General features: G+C 77.1%; 15 protein-coding genes. 9 read left to right on the plus strand and 6 right to left on the minus strand.

Annotated elements, in window-relative coordinates:
- Window positions 1–105 precede the first annotated feature (105 nt).
- Window positions 106–1,200 carry a ribosome small subunit-dependent GTPase A gene (gene rsgA, locus AB0C35_RS44130; protein WP_358469997.1) on the minus strand — a complete coding sequence of 365 codons (1,095 nt, stop codon included), beginning with the start codon at window positions 1,198–1,200 and terminating at the stop codon, window positions 106–108.
- A 354-nt stretch (window positions 1,201–1,554) separates the two neighbouring features.
- Between rsgA and AB0C35_RS44135 the strand changes: the two genes are divergently transcribed.
- From AB0C35_RS44135 to AB0C35_RS44150, 4 genes are all read left to right on the plus strand, one after another.
- Window positions 1,555–2,571 carry a hypothetical protein gene (locus AB0C35_RS44135; protein WP_358470000.1) on the plus strand — a complete coding sequence of 339 codons (1,017 nt, stop codon included), beginning with the start codon at window positions 1,555–1,557 and terminating at the stop codon, window positions 2,569–2,571.
- Window positions 2,572–2,669: 98 nt separating this feature from the next.
- Entirely contained in the window at window positions 2,670–3,866 is a 1,197-nt protein-coding gene (locus AB0C35_RS44140; RefSeq protein ID WP_358470003.1) for a hypothetical protein, read from the plus strand.
- A 110-nt stretch (window positions 3,867–3,976) separates the two neighbouring features.
- Complete coding sequence (locus tag AB0C35_RS44145; protein ID WP_358470006.1) at window positions 3,977–4,276, plus strand: 4a-hydroxytetrahydrobiopterin dehydratase; 300 nt, start codon at window positions 3,977–3,979, stop codon at window positions 4,274–4,276.
- A 7-nt stretch (window positions 4,277–4,283) separates the two neighbouring features.
- Complete coding sequence (locus tag AB0C35_RS44150) at window positions 4,284–4,757, plus strand: TIGR00725 family protein (RefSeq protein WP_358470009.1); 474 nt, start codon at window positions 4,284–4,286, stop codon at window positions 4,755–4,757.
- 11 nt (window positions 4,758–4,768) lie between these two features.
- On the opposite strand, the gene AB0C35_RS44155 is transcribed toward AB0C35_RS44150, so the two are convergent.
- The 3 genes from AB0C35_RS44155 to AB0C35_RS44165 are packed head-to-tail and all read right to left on the minus strand — an operon-like array spanning window position 4,769 to window position 7,670.
- Entirely contained in the window at window positions 4,769–5,560 is a 792-nt protein-coding gene (locus tag AB0C35_RS44155) for an SDR family oxidoreductase (protein WP_358470012.1), read from the minus strand.
- A gap of 11 nt (window positions 5,561–5,571) precedes the next feature.
- Window positions 5,572–5,799, minus strand: a complete 228-nt coding sequence (locus AB0C35_RS44160) for a hypothetical protein (protein WP_358470015.1) — start codon at window positions 5,797–5,799, stop codon at window positions 5,572–5,574.
- Window positions 5,796–7,670, minus strand: a complete 1,875-nt coding sequence (locus AB0C35_RS44165; protein WP_358470018.1) for a hypothetical protein — start codon at window positions 7,668–7,670, stop codon at window positions 5,796–5,798. Before AB0C35_RS44165 ends, AB0C35_RS44160 begins: the two co-directional genes overlap by 4 nt.
- Window positions 7,671–7,807: 137 nt before the next feature.
- Between AB0C35_RS44165 and AB0C35_RS44170 the strand changes: the two genes are divergently transcribed.
- The 3 genes from AB0C35_RS44170 to AB0C35_RS44180 all read left to right on the plus strand — a co-directional run bounded on the left by AB0C35_RS44170 (window position 7,808) and on the right by AB0C35_RS44180 (window position 10,105).
- Entirely contained in the window at window positions 7,808–8,227 is a 420-nt protein-coding gene (locus AB0C35_RS44170; RefSeq protein WP_358470021.1) for a hypothetical protein, read from the plus strand.
- Window positions 8,228–8,229: 2 nt separating this feature from the next.
- Window positions 8,230–9,621 carry a hypothetical protein gene (locus AB0C35_RS44175; protein ID WP_358470024.1) on the plus strand — a complete coding sequence of 464 codons (1,392 nt, stop codon included), beginning with the start codon at window positions 8,230–8,232 and terminating at the stop codon, window positions 9,619–9,621.
- 64 nt (window positions 9,622–9,685) lie between these two features.
- Complete coding sequence (locus AB0C35_RS44180) at window positions 9,686–10,105, plus strand: hypothetical protein (RefSeq protein WP_358470027.1); 420 nt, start codon at window positions 9,686–9,688, stop codon at window positions 10,103–10,105.
- A gap of 315 nt (window positions 10,106–10,420) precedes the next feature.
- Here the strand turns inward: AB0C35_RS44180 and AB0C35_RS44185 are convergent, their stop codons facing one another.
- Entirely contained in the window at window positions 10,421–10,945 is a 525-nt protein-coding gene (locus tag AB0C35_RS44185) for a pyridoxamine 5'-phosphate oxidase family protein (RefSeq protein WP_358470030.1), read from the minus strand.
- A 91-nt stretch (window positions 10,946–11,036) separates the two neighbouring features.
- On the opposite strand from AB0C35_RS44185, the gene AB0C35_RS44190 reads away from it, so the two are divergent.
- Window positions 11,037–11,507 carry a PPOX class F420-dependent oxidoreductase gene (locus tag AB0C35_RS44190; RefSeq protein ID WP_358470033.1) on the plus strand — a complete coding sequence of 157 codons (471 nt, stop codon included), beginning with the start codon at window positions 11,037–11,039 and terminating at the stop codon, window positions 11,505–11,507.
- A gap of 160 nt (window positions 11,508–11,667) precedes the next feature.
- Window positions 11,668–12,627: a WYL domain-containing protein gene (locus AB0C35_RS44195; protein WP_358470036.1), complete on the plus strand. Its 960-nt coding sequence runs from the start codon at window positions 11,668–11,670 to the stop codon at window positions 12,625–12,627.
- A gap of 23 nt (window positions 12,628–12,650) precedes the next feature.
- On the opposite strand, the gene AB0C35_RS44200 is transcribed toward AB0C35_RS44195, so the two are convergent.
- Window positions 12,651–14,030, minus strand: coding sequence for a cytochrome P450 (locus AB0C35_RS44200; protein WP_358470039.1), 1,380 nt, complete (start codon window positions 14,028–14,030; stop codon window positions 12,651–12,653).
- Window positions 14,031–14,094: the final 64 nt, after the last annotated feature.

Consider the following 14,094-nt stretch of genomic DNA (forward strand, 5'->3'; position numbering starts at 1 on the left):
CCCGCGCGGCCGGCGACCGCGCCCCCGCGATGATCCGCCGCGCTCCCGCCGTCCGGGCGAGCTGGACGGCGGCCTGGCCGACGACGCCGCCCGCGGTCGTGAACCTCATCGGTCCCGGCCCCGCTCCTTGTACGTCTGCCGCTGCCACCGGGTGATCGCCTTGCGCTTGTTCTCCCGCTCGGCGCGCAGCCGGGCGTCGCCGCGGGAGGCGATCCAGTCGTTCTCCCGCTGCAGCTTGCGGTAGCTGTCGAGGCGGCGGCGCGGCAGCGTCCCGTCCTCGATCGCGGCCAGGACGGCGCAGCCCGGCTCGGTGCGGTGCGCGCAGTCGCCGAACCGGCACCGCGCCGCCAGGTCCCCGATGTCGGCGAACGTGCGCCGCAGGCCCTCGGACGCATCGAACAGGCCCACGCCGCGCAGCCCCGGCGTGTCGATCAGGACGCCGCCGCCCGGCAGCGGAAGCAGCTCCCGCCGGACGGTCGTGTGCCGCCCCTTGCCGTCCCGGTCGCGGACGGCGCCGGTCGCCAGGGCCCGCTCGCCCAGCAGCGCGTTGCCGAGCGTGGACTTGCCCGCGCCCGACGGGCCGACCAGCACCACCGTGCCCGCCAGGACGGCGCGGACCACGTCCACGCCGTCGCCGGTCGCGGCGCTGCACGCCACCACGTCCACGCCGGGCGCGGCGGAGGCGGCCTCCGCCTCGGCCTCGGCCGCGGCGGCGCCCGGCACCCGGTCGGCCTTGGTGAGCACGATCACCGGCCGGGCGCCGCTCTCGAACGCCAGCGCCAGCAGCCGCTCGACGCGGCCGAGGTCCAGGGGAGCGGCCAGCGACACGGTGACGGCGACGGTGTCGACGTTGGCGGCCAGCACCTGGCCGCGCGAGTCCCGCGACGCCGACGACCGCACGATCGCGGTCCGGCGCGGCAGCAGCGCCGCGATCACCGGCCGGCCGTCCGGGCCGTCCGGGTGCAGCGCCGCCCAGTCGCCCGTGCACGGCGCCGCCGACGGGTCATCGGATGAGGCGGCGGGCCCGGTCCCGGCCCGGAGCGGGCCGTCCCCGGCGACCACGTCGCACAGGCCGCGGTCGACCGCGGCGACGCGCGCGGGGATCAGCCCCGCCGCGCGATGAGAGGTGAACTCGTTCTCCAGGGTCTCGTCCCAGCCGTAGGCGGCAAGAGGGGACGACCCCGCGGATGCGAAGGACAATGTCTTGGAACCCTTGCGGTGAAGGGGCCCCGGCGCGCACGCTCCGCGAAGGTGATGCGGACGGGATCAGCCGGCGGCCCGGAAAATGAGGACAGGCTGAAAGCTGCGGGCAGCAGCCACCGCAACGACGGCCATGCATCCTCACCTCCCTCGTGGTTCCGTCGGCGACCCTATCCGCCGCCCCGGTCCCCGCGCCACCCCTTTTCGGCGCCATCGGTTCTCGGCGCCATCGGTTCTCGGCGGCGGCCCGCCGCCGCGGGCGCGCCCGGACCGCCCGGTGATCCCCCGCGCGGGGGAGGGGGATCGGCCGCGGCGGGGAGGCGCCGCCCGGCCCCCGGCCCGCAGGATCGGGGCATGGCCACCACCTTCACCGACCACACCGGGACGCCCCGCCGGGCGCCCGGCCGGCGGGCCCTGCAGCGCCGCCTCCCGGTCATCGCGCTCGCCTGGGTCACCGCCTACGGCGCGCTGCGCGCCCACTGGGCGTCCGGGCACCGGCCGGACGACATGTCGCCCGTGGACACCGACCTGGTGGCCTTCACCGGCTGGGCGAGCGTCGCGCTGTGCGGCGCGGCGGCGGCCGTCCTGCTCGCGCTCGCGCATCCGGGCGCGGGACGGCTGCCCCGGCGGCCGCTGCTGGCGGCGGCCTGGACCGCCGCGCTCTGCCTCGTCGCCTCCGGTGCGCTGCTGCTGCTCGACGTGATCGGCGCGGTCCTGCCCGGCCTCGGCATCGCCTTCTACCCGCTGGGCGCGCTCAGCCGCGCCGCCTGCGTCGCCGCCGGGATCATGACCGGCCTGTCCGCCCTCGCGCACGCGCGCCGCACCCGCGCCGGTTGCGCCGCCTGCGGGCGGGCCACGACCGCGCCCGGCGCCCTCGCCCACACCCCCGCGTGGGCGTACTGGGCCGCCTACCTCGCCGTCGCCGGCTGCCTCACCCGGATCATCGCGCAGGCCGCGGTCGGGTTCGGGGAATCGCCGCTGTCGGGCGGCGCCTCGGCGATCCTGTTCGAGGCGGGGTTCGTGCTCGGCGGGAGCCTGCTGCCGCTCGCCCTCGTCCACTCCTTCGGGCGGACGTGGCCGCGCCGCCTGCCCCGGCTCGGCGGGCGCCGCGTCCCGCGCCGGCTGGTGCTGTGGCCGGGCGCCGCGATCTCCGGCGGCCTCACCGTCTACTTCGGGCTGATGCTGCTGCAGATGTTCTGGGAGCGGCTGAACGGCCGCAACCCGTTCCCGGCCGAAGGCGGCCTCGCCCTGCCCGAGGCGTTCTTCTGGGTCGCCGTCCCCGCCTACCTGCTGTGGGGCGCGGGGATGGCCGTCGCCGCCCGCGCCTACGCCCGCCGCACCCGCCTGCCCTGCCCGTCCTGCGCCCGCTGACCGCGCGTCCCGCGGCACCGGGGCCGGGCGCAGGAACCGGAGACGGTGTTCGGAAGTTATGGTGATTTGGGGGCGGATTGTGACAAGGGGGTGTGGCCGTGGACGACGACAGGCAGCAGCGGGAACCCGGACTCGACGACGGAACCGGGCTCGCGGAACGGGCGGGCCGGGCCGACCGGGCCGCGGCGGAGCGGCTGGAGGAGATCTGGGACGGGCTGGCCCCGGCCGCCCTGAACGCCGCGCGGACGGCCGCCTCCGCCGGTGAACCCGTCGCCGCCGCCGCCCGCGACGCCGCCGCGCTCGCCGCGACCCGCATCCTGGACCAGGTGTCGGGCACGCCCGTGATGAAGGCCGTCGAGCGGGCCGCCCGCGACGCCGCCGTCGGCGCCGCCACCGCCATGGCCGAGCGGGCCGTCACCGAGGCCCGCGCCGCCGCCGCGGCCAACCCCGCCACCGCGGGCGCGTTCGAGGCCGCCACCGCCGCGATGACCCTCGCCGAGCAGGCCGCGCGCCACCCCATGGCCGCCGCGGCGCGCCGCCTGGCCGCCGAAAGCCCCCTCGCCCGCGCCGCCGCCGACGCCGCCCTGGACCTCGCCGGCCGCACCGCGTCCGCGCCGGTCGTGCAGGCCGCCACCCGGACCGTCGTGGACGCCGCGATCGACACCGTCGCCGACGCCGCCGTCGACGCCGCCATGATCGCCGGCCGCGACGTCGTCGCCCGCGTCGTCCGCGAGACCGCCGAGCAGGCCGCCCGCGACCTGGCCGCCGCGGTGCGCGACCGCGCCCGCGACGCCGCCGGATCCGCCGAGCTGGCCCCGCTCGCCGACGCGGCCGCCGGCGTGGCCGCCCGCGCCGCCGCCGACCCGGCCCTGCGCGACGCCGCCCGCGGCGCCGGGGACCTGGTCGCCGCCGCGGCCGGCAGCGCCGTCGCCCGCACCGCACGCGACCTGGCCCTGCGCGCCGCGTCCCGCGCCCTCACCGCCGCGGTCGAGGCCGTCCTGCGCGAACTGCTGCGCGACGCCCTCAAGCTCGCCATGAAGGACACCCTGCGCGGCATGATCGTCGAGGTGTCCCGCGACGTCGTCGTCGACGTCGCCAAGACCACCTGGGCCACCGCCACACGGCCCGCCCCCGCCGCCACCGGCGCGACCGTCGTCGTCCGGGCCACCGCCGACACCGCCGACGTGTGGGCGCAGGTCACGACCGAGGCGCCGATCGAGGTGACGGTCGAGGCCGTTGTCGAGGCCGTTGTCGAGGCCCCGGCGGACGACCCGCCCGAGGGCCGCGCCTCCTGAACCGGGCGCCGCCGCGTGCGAGTCCGCCCGGCGGCCGCAGGGCGGACGGCGGAGCGTGATGTACTCGGAAGGGAGAGGTCATCCTCGCCGACGAACAGGAAGTGATCCCGATGGCCGACACGCTCGACGACGCCGCCGTCGCCGACCGCCTGCGCGACCTGCCCGCCTGGAGCAGGGACGGCGACGAGATCCGCCGGACGGTGAAGGCGCCCTCGTTCCCGGCCGGGATCGACGTGGTGACCGACGTCGCCCGCGCCGCCGAGGACGCCGACCACCACCCCGACATCGACATCCGCTGGCGCACCCTGACGTTCGCGCTGTCCACCCACAGCGCGGGCGGCCTGACCGGCAAGGACTTCGCGCTCGCAGCGACGATCGACGAGATCGCCGCCCGGCACGGCGCCCGGTAGCCGGGCCGTGCCGGTCCAGGTGGCGGTGTGCGGGCCGGGCGAGTGCACCGAACGGGAATGGGACCACGCGCACGAGACCGGGCGGCTCCTGGCCGCGCACGGCGCCGTCGTCGTCTGCGGCGGGCACGGCGGGGTGATGGCCGCGGCCGCCGCGGGCGCCCGCGGCGCCGGCGGGATCGTCGTCGGGGTGCTCCCGGCCGCCGACCGGTCCGCCGCCGGGCCCGACCTCACCGTCGTGCTGCCCACCGGCCTCGGCCAGGCCCGCAACAACGTCGTCGTCAACGCCGCCGACGCCGTGATCGTCGTCGGCGGGTCGTGGGGGACGCTGTCGGAACTGGCGCTGGCGATGCGGCGGTCGGCGGTCCCGGTCGTGCAGCTCGCCGGATGGCGCGTCCACGACGAGGACGGACGGCCCCTCGGCGGCGTCGTCCACGCCGCCGACCCGGCGGAGGCGGTCGGGGCGACCGGCCTGTTCGGCTAGCGGACCCGGCGTCAGTGGGCGGAGAAGCCGCCGTCCACGAAGATCGACTGCCCGGTGACGTAGGCGGCCGACGCCGACGCCAGGAACACCGCCGCGCCGGCGAAGTCGCCGGCCACGCCGTTGCGGCCGGCCAGCGTCCGCCCGGCCAGGGCCGCGACCTTCGCCGGATCCGAGGAGATCCGGGTGTTCAGCGGCGTCATCACGAACCCGGGCACCAGGGTGTTGGCGGTGACGCCGCGCGGCGACCACGCCTCGGCCTGCGACCGGGCGAGCGCGACCAGGCCCGCCTTGGACACCCCGTAGGCGCCGCTGGTCACCGACGCCCGGAACGCCTGCTGCGAGGCGATGTGGATCAGCCGCCCGAAGCCGCGCTCGGCCATGCCGGGGCCGAACCGCTGCCCGAGCAGGAACGGCGCGTCCAGGTTCACCGCCATGGTGGCGTCCCAGACGTCCTGGCCCAGCTCGTCCATCGGCGGGCGCAGGTTCACCGCGGCGGAGTTGACGAGGATGTCCGGCTCGCCGAACGCGGCGGCCGCGTCCTCGGCCGCCTTCGCGACACCGTCGCGGGTGCCCAGGTCGGCGCTGACGGACGCGGCGCGGCAGCCGTGGCCCTCCAGGTCGCCGACGGCCGCGGCCAGTTCCGCCTCCCGCCGCGCGACGATCACCACGGACGCGCCCGACATGGCGAGCGCCCCGGCGATGGCGCGGCCGATGCCCGAGCTGCCGCCCGTCACGATCGCGACCCTGCCCTCCAGCGAGAACAGCCCGGACAGGTATGCGGCGGGTGAGGGCCGGTCGCTCATGACCGCAGAGTCTACGGCCCCTCCGGCGGCCCGTCCGACGCGGTCGCGCCCGCGTCACCGGCCGGACCGCCCGCGAGGTCCTCGGCGGGGTCATCACCGGGGTCGGCGGGGTCGTCGCCGCGGCGGCGGTCGCGCCAGATCACCACGGCGATCACCGCGACGACGATGAACGTCGGCACGAAGAACGGGACCGCCGTGATCACCGGGTGGGCCGCCAGCACCCCGCCGGCGGCGCTCATGTCCCCGGCTCCGGCGGCGCGCCGGACGAGGCGGGCCCGGGCAGGCGGCGGGCGATCCGCGCGACGCCCCAGCCCAGCGACAGGACCAGCGCCAGCGTGCACAGCAGCACCACCGCCGAGCACGCCGCCCACACCCAGCCCGGCACGCCGGTCTTCAGCTCCCGCTGCAGGATCGTCCGCTCGCCCTGCAGCGCGCGGGTGAACTCCGCCGGCGCCGCCACCTCCCGCGCGCCGATGGCCGGGTCGGCGGGCAGGTAGATCGGGACGCCCGCCAGCGTCCGCCCGTCGTGGACGCGGATCAGCGTCTTCCACTGGCCGTGCAGCGGCATCGGCTCGGTCGTGCGGTACACGCCCTCGCGTTCGCGCACCAGGCGGTCGACGTGCAGGCCCTCGCCCTGCCAGCCGGTCACCGTCACCCAGGCCGCGCCGTCGACCGCGTCCGCCGGGGAGAACTCGATCCGGGCACCGGCCGTCCGGGCGGAGCTCGTCGGTTGACTGGTCGTGGGCGGGGGCTGGAGGACGGTGAGGGTCACGGTCGCCGTGCGGTCCGGCGGGACGGTGATGAGCAGGCCGTTGGCGACCGCCGCGGCCACCGCCAGGATCGCCCCCGCGAAGATCCCGCGCGCCACCGCGGGCCGCGGCGCCCGCCCCTCCAGGCCCTCGGCCAGCAGCGCCCCGCACAGCCCGCCCGCGACGCCGCCGGCCACCGCCATGGCCATGCCCTCGGCGGCGATGTCGGGCGTCCACGGCAGCCGGAACGCCACCTGGCTCCAGGCGTACTCGGCGCCGAACCCGGCCGTGCCGATCAGCGCCCCCGCCACCGCGCCCAGCGCCAGCGGGCGCCGCGCCAGCAGCAGCGCCGCCGCCTCCACGCACAGCGCCTCGGCGAAGTACAGCGGCACCGACGCCCACAGCTCCCCGATCGGCCAGCCGACCAGCACCGACACGCCTCCGCGCACCAGCATGTAGAACGCGACGGCGCACACCGCGCCGCCGCGCCCGGCCCACAGCCGCGCCGCGACCAGCGCGCAGCCCGCCGCCAGCGCGATCAGCAGCGGCTGGTGGACGAGCCGGAACTGCGGCACGCCGAAGTCGTACTCGGCCTGGAACACCGACAGCCCGATCAGCAGCCCGCCCGCGTGCATGGACCGCCGCACGTACCGGACCCAGCCGGGCGGCTGCTGCGACTCAGGCCCCCGGAAGGCGCGGCGCCCCTCCCGTTCCAGGACCATCATCGCCACCAGCGACAGCCCCGCGCCGCCGATCAGCATCAGGTGCGTCGGCCCCCACAGCGTCACGTCCTGGCCGAAGATGCGGTGCCACACGTCGTCGAGGGGGAAGCCCAGCAGCGCGTAGAACCCGGCCCCCGCCAGCAGCACCCCGCCGGCGGGGGCGTGCCAGTCCCGCGTGATCCGCACCGACGCCGCGCCGGGACGCTCGCCCTTCGGCAGCACGACGGCCAGCACACCGGCGGTGAAGATGCCGAACAGCCCGATGAGGATCGGGTAGTGGGCGATGTTGGCCAGCGGCCCCTCGTCCCGGCCGTGCGAGATGTGCAGGGAGATGTCCCAGTACATGCCGAGCAGCGCGGTGAGCAGGGACAGCATCGCCACCGGCGTCGGCAGCGCCGCCCAGCCGGGGGTGCCGCGTCCCGGGCCCCGCTCGGCGAGCCGCGCCAGCCGCGCCAGGACGGTGATCCGGCCGCTGCGGTGCCCCCACCCGAGCACCAGCAGCGCGGCCGTCAGGACGGCGGCGCCGGCGGAGGCGATGAGGATCTGGTCCAGGGCCGCGCCGCCCGCCGGTTTCGCCGGCGTCTCGGCGGCCAGCCGCAGCGCGGCCCCCGCCCCCTTGCCCGTCAGGTGATCCAGCACCGGTGCGCTCCCTCGCCGCAGGAAACCAGAGAAGGGGGCGCGGCGGCCCCGCCCCCCGAAGTATGCCATCTACTAATGTGTCATTGTCTAGTGTCACAATCTGTGGTGTGGGACACCGGGACGGAAGGGGCGCGGGCATGCGCAGGGCACTCATGGCGGGCGCCGTGGCCGGAACGGCCGCCGTGACGCTGGTGACGGCGGCCGGCTGCGGCGAGCCCCCGCCCGCGGACGGCGCCCGGGGCGGCGCCACCGCCGCCTCCGGCGCGCCCGCCGCCCCGGGGAGCACCGGACCGCCGGTCGTCACCGTCACCGCGACCGTGGCCGCCGGGAAGGTGCACACCGCGCGGCGCCGCGTGAAGGTCCCGCGCGGCGCGACCGTCCAGATCACCGTCACCAGCGACCGCGCCGACGAATTCCACCTGCACGGCTACGACCGCGAGATGGCGCTCGCCCCCGGGCGCCCCGCCACCCTGCGGTTCACCGCCGACACGCCCGGCGTCTTCGAGGCCGAGCTGCACCACGCCGGCGGCCGCGTGTTCGAACTCCAGGTCGGCTGACCGTGGACCCCGCCCACCACGTGCCCGCCCCCCACGTCCCTGCCGGGCATGTCCTGGCGCACGGGCTCGGCGGCCGCACCGACCTGCCCCTGGACGCCGTCGCCGCCATCGCCGGCGGCGGCATCGCCGTGGCCGCCTCGTTCCTCGCCCTCACCCTGGCGTGGAAACGGCCGCGCCTGCACCCGTCCGCGGGGCGGCCGCTGCCCCCGGCGCTCGCCCGCGTCCTGGACGCGGCGGCCCTCACCCGCACCGGACGCGTCCTCGCCCTGGCCGCCGCCGCCCTCGTCGTCGCGGTCGCGTTCGCCGGACCGCCCGCCACCGGCGCCAACCTCGCGCCGTGGGCGCTGTACGTGACGTTCTGGGTCGGGCTCGTCCCCGCCAGCGTCCTGCTCGGGCCCGTCTGGCGGCGCGTCAACCCGCTGCGGACCCTGCACGCCGCCCTGTGCCGCGCCACCCGCACGTCCCCGGCGGGCCGCCGCGCGCTGCCGCCCCGGCTCGGGTACTGGCCGGCCGCGGCATGGCTCACGGGTTTCGTGTGGCTCGAACTGGTCGCGCCGAACCGGTCCGACCCGCGGGCCGTCGGCGCGCTCATCCTCGCCTACGCGGCCGTCAACCTCGCCCTGGCCTGGTGGTTCGGCCGCGACTGGTTCACCCGCGGCGACGGCTTCGAGGCCTACTCCACCCTGCTGGCCCGGATGTCGCCCCTCGGGCGGCGCGGCGGCGGGACGCCCGCCCTCCCGGCCCCGCCCGCCGCCGGGGCGACGAGCCCCGCCCGGCCCCTCGTCCTGCGCACGCCGCTGACCGGCCTGATGACCGGCACCGCCGAACCGGGCCTCACCGCGGCCGCGTGCGTGCTCATCGGCTCCACCGGGTTCGACGGCGTCACCCGCACCACCTACTGGCGCGACAACGTCGACCCCTCCAGCGTCCCCGCCGGGACCCTAGGGCTGGCCGCCGCGATCGCCGCCGTCGCCGCCCTGTACGTCGCGGCGCTGCGGCTCAGCGCGCGCCTGACCGGCCAGGACCCCGCCGCACTGCCGGGCCGGTTCGCCGCGACCCTGCTGCCGATCGCCCTCGGCTACACCGTCGCGCACTACTTCTCGTTCCTCGTCCTGGAAGGCCAGACGACCTTCATCCTGCTCGGCGACCCGTTCGGGACGGGCCTGGACCTGTTCGGCACCGCCGGCAACCGCGTCGACCACGACCTCGCCGGCCCGACCCTCACCGCGCAGGTCCAGGTCAACGCCATCGTCCTCGGGCACATCGCGGGCACCGTCGCCGCGCACGACCTCGCGCTGCGCTCCCCGGCCCGCGCCCTGCACGGCCAGCTCCCCGTCGCCGCCGTCATGGTCGCCCTCACCTGCGCCGGCCTTTTCGCGCTGCTCAGCGGCTGACCGCCGGCGCCGCACCTCCCGCACCGCGACGCCCGCCGCGATCACGATCGGCAGCCAGAACTTCGTGGTCGCCAGGACCGCCCGCAGCCACGCCGGCGCCTCCGGCGGATCGGGCCACGGGACGTCCGGCCAGGGAATGCCGGGCCAGGGAATCGACGGCGCGTCGACGTCCGGGAGCCGCACGTGCGGCCACGGGACCATCCTGATGAGCACGTTCAGCAGGGCGGTGACGCCCAGCAGCGGGAACACCACCCTGCCGGCCGCCGCCACCACGTGCCGGGAGGCGTACAGGACCGGGCGGGTGCGCGCCAGCTCCTCCCGCCTGGCCGCCCGCGTCCCCTCCGCGGGCACGAACGCGGCCCTCTCCCGCGCGCACGCCCTCCCGCCCTTCCCGCCTTCGTCTCCGCACTCGCCGCCGCCCCCGGCGGGTGCGGGCGCCGCCAGCTCGCAGCGCGCCGCCTGCCCGTCGACGAGACCGAGGTAGCCGAACCCGACCTCCACCACCAGATCCCCGTACGGCAGCGTCGCCTTCCGGACGGCCGCGGCCTCCCCGGAAGGCGCACCGTCCACGTACAGGCGCACGAACCGGTTCCACCCGGCCCGCCCGGTCTCCACCTCCAGCCGGTGGCCGCCGTGGTCGAGAGTCCAGCGGCCCGCGGGCGCGCCGCTCAGTGAGATGCCCCCAGTCATGACTCCAGTCTCGGAGGCGCCGGCGCCCCGGCCATCGCCCGAACGTTCACGGCCGGTAGACCAAAGTCGGCATCGTCAAAGGCCGGCATCGTCAAAAAGCCGGCATCGTCTAGGGGCCGAAGCTCCAGCGGGTCGCGCCGAACGGCTCGGCGGTCCCCACCCCGACCACGGTGTGGAAGACGAGGCGGTACAGGTACCACGGCGGCGGGCCCGCGCTCTGCGCGCTGAACGGCGCGGTGAGCGCGTCGCCGTCCACCTGCGCCGGCCAGCCGCCCTCCCGGTACCCGGCGGCGACGGGCTCCAGGACGGCCGGGTCGGTGACGCGCTCGGCCTCGCCCTCCAGCACCAGGTCCACGCCCGGAACCCGGACCGAGATCGTGCACGCCGGGTTCGCCGCCAGGTCGCGGGACTTGCGGGTGCCGGGGCCGCTGGTGAAGTACAGGTCGCCCTCGTGCCACAGCGCGCCGATGCCCGCCGCGTGCGGGCGGCCGTCCGGCCGGACGGTCCCCAGGAACACCGGCGTCTCCATTTTCGGCAGCGCCGCGCGCAGCGCGTCGCGCGCGGTGTCCCACGCCAGCTCGCCGCCGCCGTAGATGTCGAGGTTGCGGGCTTCCACGGGTTCACGGTCGGTCATCGTCGTCCTCCTTCTCCCCGGTGCGGTTCTGTAAGGTCGACCGGCCGCCGGGCGCGAACTCATCGGCGGCGGGTTCTCTAGAGTTGCGGGCATGGCCCCTTCGATCGCCACCGAGAACCGCGTCGGACGTTCCGAACTGCTCGACTTCCTGCGCCCCAGGCACCACGCGGTGCTGTCCACCGTCCGTTCCGACGGGCGCCCGCAGATGTCGCCGGTCACGTGCGGCGTCGACGAGCGGGGACGCATCGTGATCTCCACCTACCCCGAGCGCGTCAAGGCACGCAACGCCCGCCGCGACCCGCGGGTGTCGGTGTGCGTGCTGTCGGAGGAGTTCAACGGCCCCTACGTGCAGGTCGACGGGACCGCCGAGGTCATCGACATGCCCGCCGCCGCGGACGCCCTGGTCGACTACTACCGCTGCATCGCCGGCGAGCACCCCGACTGGGACGAGTACCGCGAGGCCATGCGCCGCCAGGACAAGTCCCTCATCCGCGTCACCGTCGACCGGTGGGGCCCGATCGCCACCGGCGGGTTCCCCGCCCGCCTCGCCCCCGGCCGGTAGCGCGCGGGCTCGCCCCTGGGCCGCCGAGCCTCGAACGAGACGTCTCTGAGGTTCGCCATGCGCGGCCCCGCCGATGACGGCGCCGCCCCCGCTCACTCCAGCCCGCGCCCGGCCCCAAAGCGGCCAGGAGCCGGCCTCGTTCGCGGCGCATACTGGTGGCATGTCGTCCGAACGCCTGTTGCGGCTGCTGTCGCTCCTGCAGACCCGCCGCTCGTGGAGCGGGCCCGAGCTGCGCGAACGGCTCGGCGTCAGCGCCCGGACCGTCCGCCGCGACGTCGAGCGGCTGCGCGGCCTCGGATACCCCGTGCACGCCACGCTCGGCGCGGCCGGCGGGTACGCCCTGGAGGCCGGGACGGCGATGCCGCCGCTGCTGCTGGACGACGAGGAGGCCGTCGCGATCGCCGTGGGGCTGCGGGCGGCCTCCGGGGGAGCGGTCGAGGGCATCGGGGAGGCGTCCGTGCGCGCCCTCGCCAAGCTCGAACAGGTCCTGCCCGCCCGGCTGCGGCGCCGCGTGAGCGCCCTGCACGCCGCCACCACCCCGCTGACCGGGCCGCCCGCCGGGCCGGCCGCGGCCCCCGAGACCCTCACCGTCCTGGCCGCCGCGTGCCGCGACGGCGAACGGCTCCGCTTCACCTACCGCGGCGCGGACGGCGAGGACACCCGCCGCACGGCCGAACCCCGCGGCCTGGTCTCGGCCGGCCGCCGCTGGTACCTGGTCGCCTTCGACACCGGCCGCGGCGACTGGCGGACGTTCCGCGTCGACCGGCTGGGCTCCCCGCAGCCGACCGGCGTCCGGTGCCCGCCGCGCGAGCTGCCCGCCGCCGACGCCGCCGCGTTCGTCACCGCGTCCCGGGCCCGGTCCCGGCCCCTGCGGCAGGCGGTGCTGACCGTGCACGCCTCCGCCGATGAGCTCGCCGACCGGTTCCGCGTCACCGGCGCCGAGGTCGAGCCCGTCGACGACCGCACCTGCGTCCTGCGCACCACCGCCGACTCCCTGGAATGGACGGCGCTGCGCATCGCCTACCTCGACCTGGACTTCGAGGTCGAGGGGCCGCCCGAGCTCACCGAACGCCTCACCGCGATGGCCGCGCGCCTGGCACGCGCGACCGCCGCCCGCTGAAGCCCGCCCCGGCCGGAGCGGCGTCAGCGCCCGGCCGGCGGGGCGAGGACCTCGACGGGCAGGCCGCCGCGCGGGCGCATCGCGGTCACGCTGGTCGGCGTCGCGGCGGGCGACACCAGCCGCAGGCGGGTGCGGCGCAGCAGGCACGCCAGCATCGTCTTCAGCTCGACGATCGCCAGGGTCGAGCCGATGCAGCGGTGCGGACCGCCGCCGAACGGCAGGTACGTCGCGGGCGTGGTGGGGCGGTGCAGGTCCGAGGACGGGTCCCAGCGTTCGGGACGGAACCGTCCCGCCTGCGGCCACACGTCCGGCATCCGGTGGGTGACGTAGGGGGAGTAGAACACCATCGCGCCCGCCGGGACGCGGTGCCCGGCGTACTCGAAGTCCTCCACGGGCACGCGGGCGCTGAGCACCGCGGGCGGGAACAGCCGCAGCGTCTCGTTGACGACGCCGTCCAGGTAGGTCAGCGCGGGCAGGTCACCGGCGGCCGGGGGCCGGTCGCCGAGCACGTCGGCGACCTCCCGGCGGGCGCGTTCCTCGGCGCCCGGATGGGTCAGCAGCGCGTACACCGCCCACGCCATCGCCGCGCTGGTCGTGTCGTACCCGGCGGAGATGAGGCTGATGACCTGGTCCTGGAGTTCCCGGCGGGTCAGGCCCGTGCCGTCCTCGTCGCGGGCGGCCATCAGCATGCCGAGCACGTCGTCGTGGGCGGCGCCCTCGCGCAGCCGCCGGTCGATCTCCTCGTCCACCCGCCGCGCGACGAGCGCGCGGGACGCGGCCACGCGCCGCGAGTACGGGTTGGGGACCGACCGCAGCATCAGCTGCAGGATGAAGTTGCGGTCGATGCCGGCCAGCGCGACCTGCAGCCGCCGCCCGATCACCTCGGCGTCGGCGGCGAGCCGGTCGCCGAACAGGACCTCGACGGTGCTGCGGCGGATCACCGACCTCAGCTCGGCGTAGGCGTCCAGGGTCCGGCCGGGACGCCAGCCGTCCAGGGCGGCGTCGGTGTTGGCGGCCATCCGCTCCACGTAGGCGCCGACGCGGCGGTGGTGGAACGCCGGCTGGACCAGGCGGCGCCGCCGGCGGTGGTCGGCGCCGTCGCTGACGATCAGCGCGGTCTCCCCGTTGACGGGCACCAGCAGGTCGAACGCCTCCCGCCAGCGGAACAGGCCGGAGTTGGCGAACACGAACGCGTTGGCGTCCGGCCCGAACAGGTGCACCAGCGGCCTGCGCCGCGACCCGACGGCCGCCACCGGGCCCGCCTCGGCGTACAGCCGCAGCAGGCTCGCGCACGGGTTCATCGCGAACCCGACCCCGTGCCGGGCCGTCAGCGAAAGCGTCGGGCCTCCCGCCCCGCGTGCGCCGCTCGTGCGTGCCCTGCCCGCCGGGATCTGGAGTGTCACGCGCCCACTATGGCACGCCCCTGCGGGCCGCCCGTCCGGGCTCGGTGGGAGGATGGGGGCGTGG

The sequence above is a fragment of the Spirillospora sp. NPDC048819 genome (assembly GCF_040650055.1).
In the GTDB taxonomy this organism is placed as follows: Bacteria; Actinomycetota; Actinomycetes; order Streptosporangiales; family Streptosporangiaceae; genus Spirillospora.

Bases quoted from the DNA above. Each gene is read 5' to 3' on its own strand.
- AB0C35_RS44185 (WP_358470030.1), bottom strand. From the start codon at position 10,945: ATGACCGACCGTGAACCCGTGGAAGCCCGCAACCTCGACATCTACGGC.
- AB0C35_RS44160 (WP_358470015.1), bottom strand. From the start codon at position 5,799: ATGAGCGCCGCCGGCGGGGTGCTGGCGGCCCACCCGGTGATCACGGCG.
- AB0C35_RS44195 (WP_358470036.1), top strand. From the start codon at position 11,668: ATGTCGTCCGAACGCCTGTTGCGGCTGCTGTCGCTCCTGCAGACCCGC.
- AB0C35_RS44170 (WP_358470021.1), top strand. From the start codon at position 7,808: ATGCGCAGGGCACTCATGGCGGGCGCCGTGGCCGGAACGGCCGCCGTG.
- AB0C35_RS44190 (WP_358470033.1), top strand. From the start codon at position 11,037: ATGGCCCCTTCGATCGCCACCGAGAACCGCGTCGGACGTTCCGAACTG.
- AB0C35_RS44135 (WP_358470000.1), top strand. From the start codon at position 1,555: ATGGCCACCACCTTCACCGACCACACCGGGACGCCCCGCCGGGCGCCC.
- AB0C35_RS44145 (WP_358470006.1), top strand. From the start codon at position 3,977: ATGGCCGACACGCTCGACGACGCCGCCGTCGCCGACCGCCTGCGCGAC.
- AB0C35_RS44155 (WP_358470012.1), bottom strand. From the start codon at position 5,560: ATGAGCGACCGGCCCTCACCCGCCGCATACCTGTCCGGGCTGTTCTCG.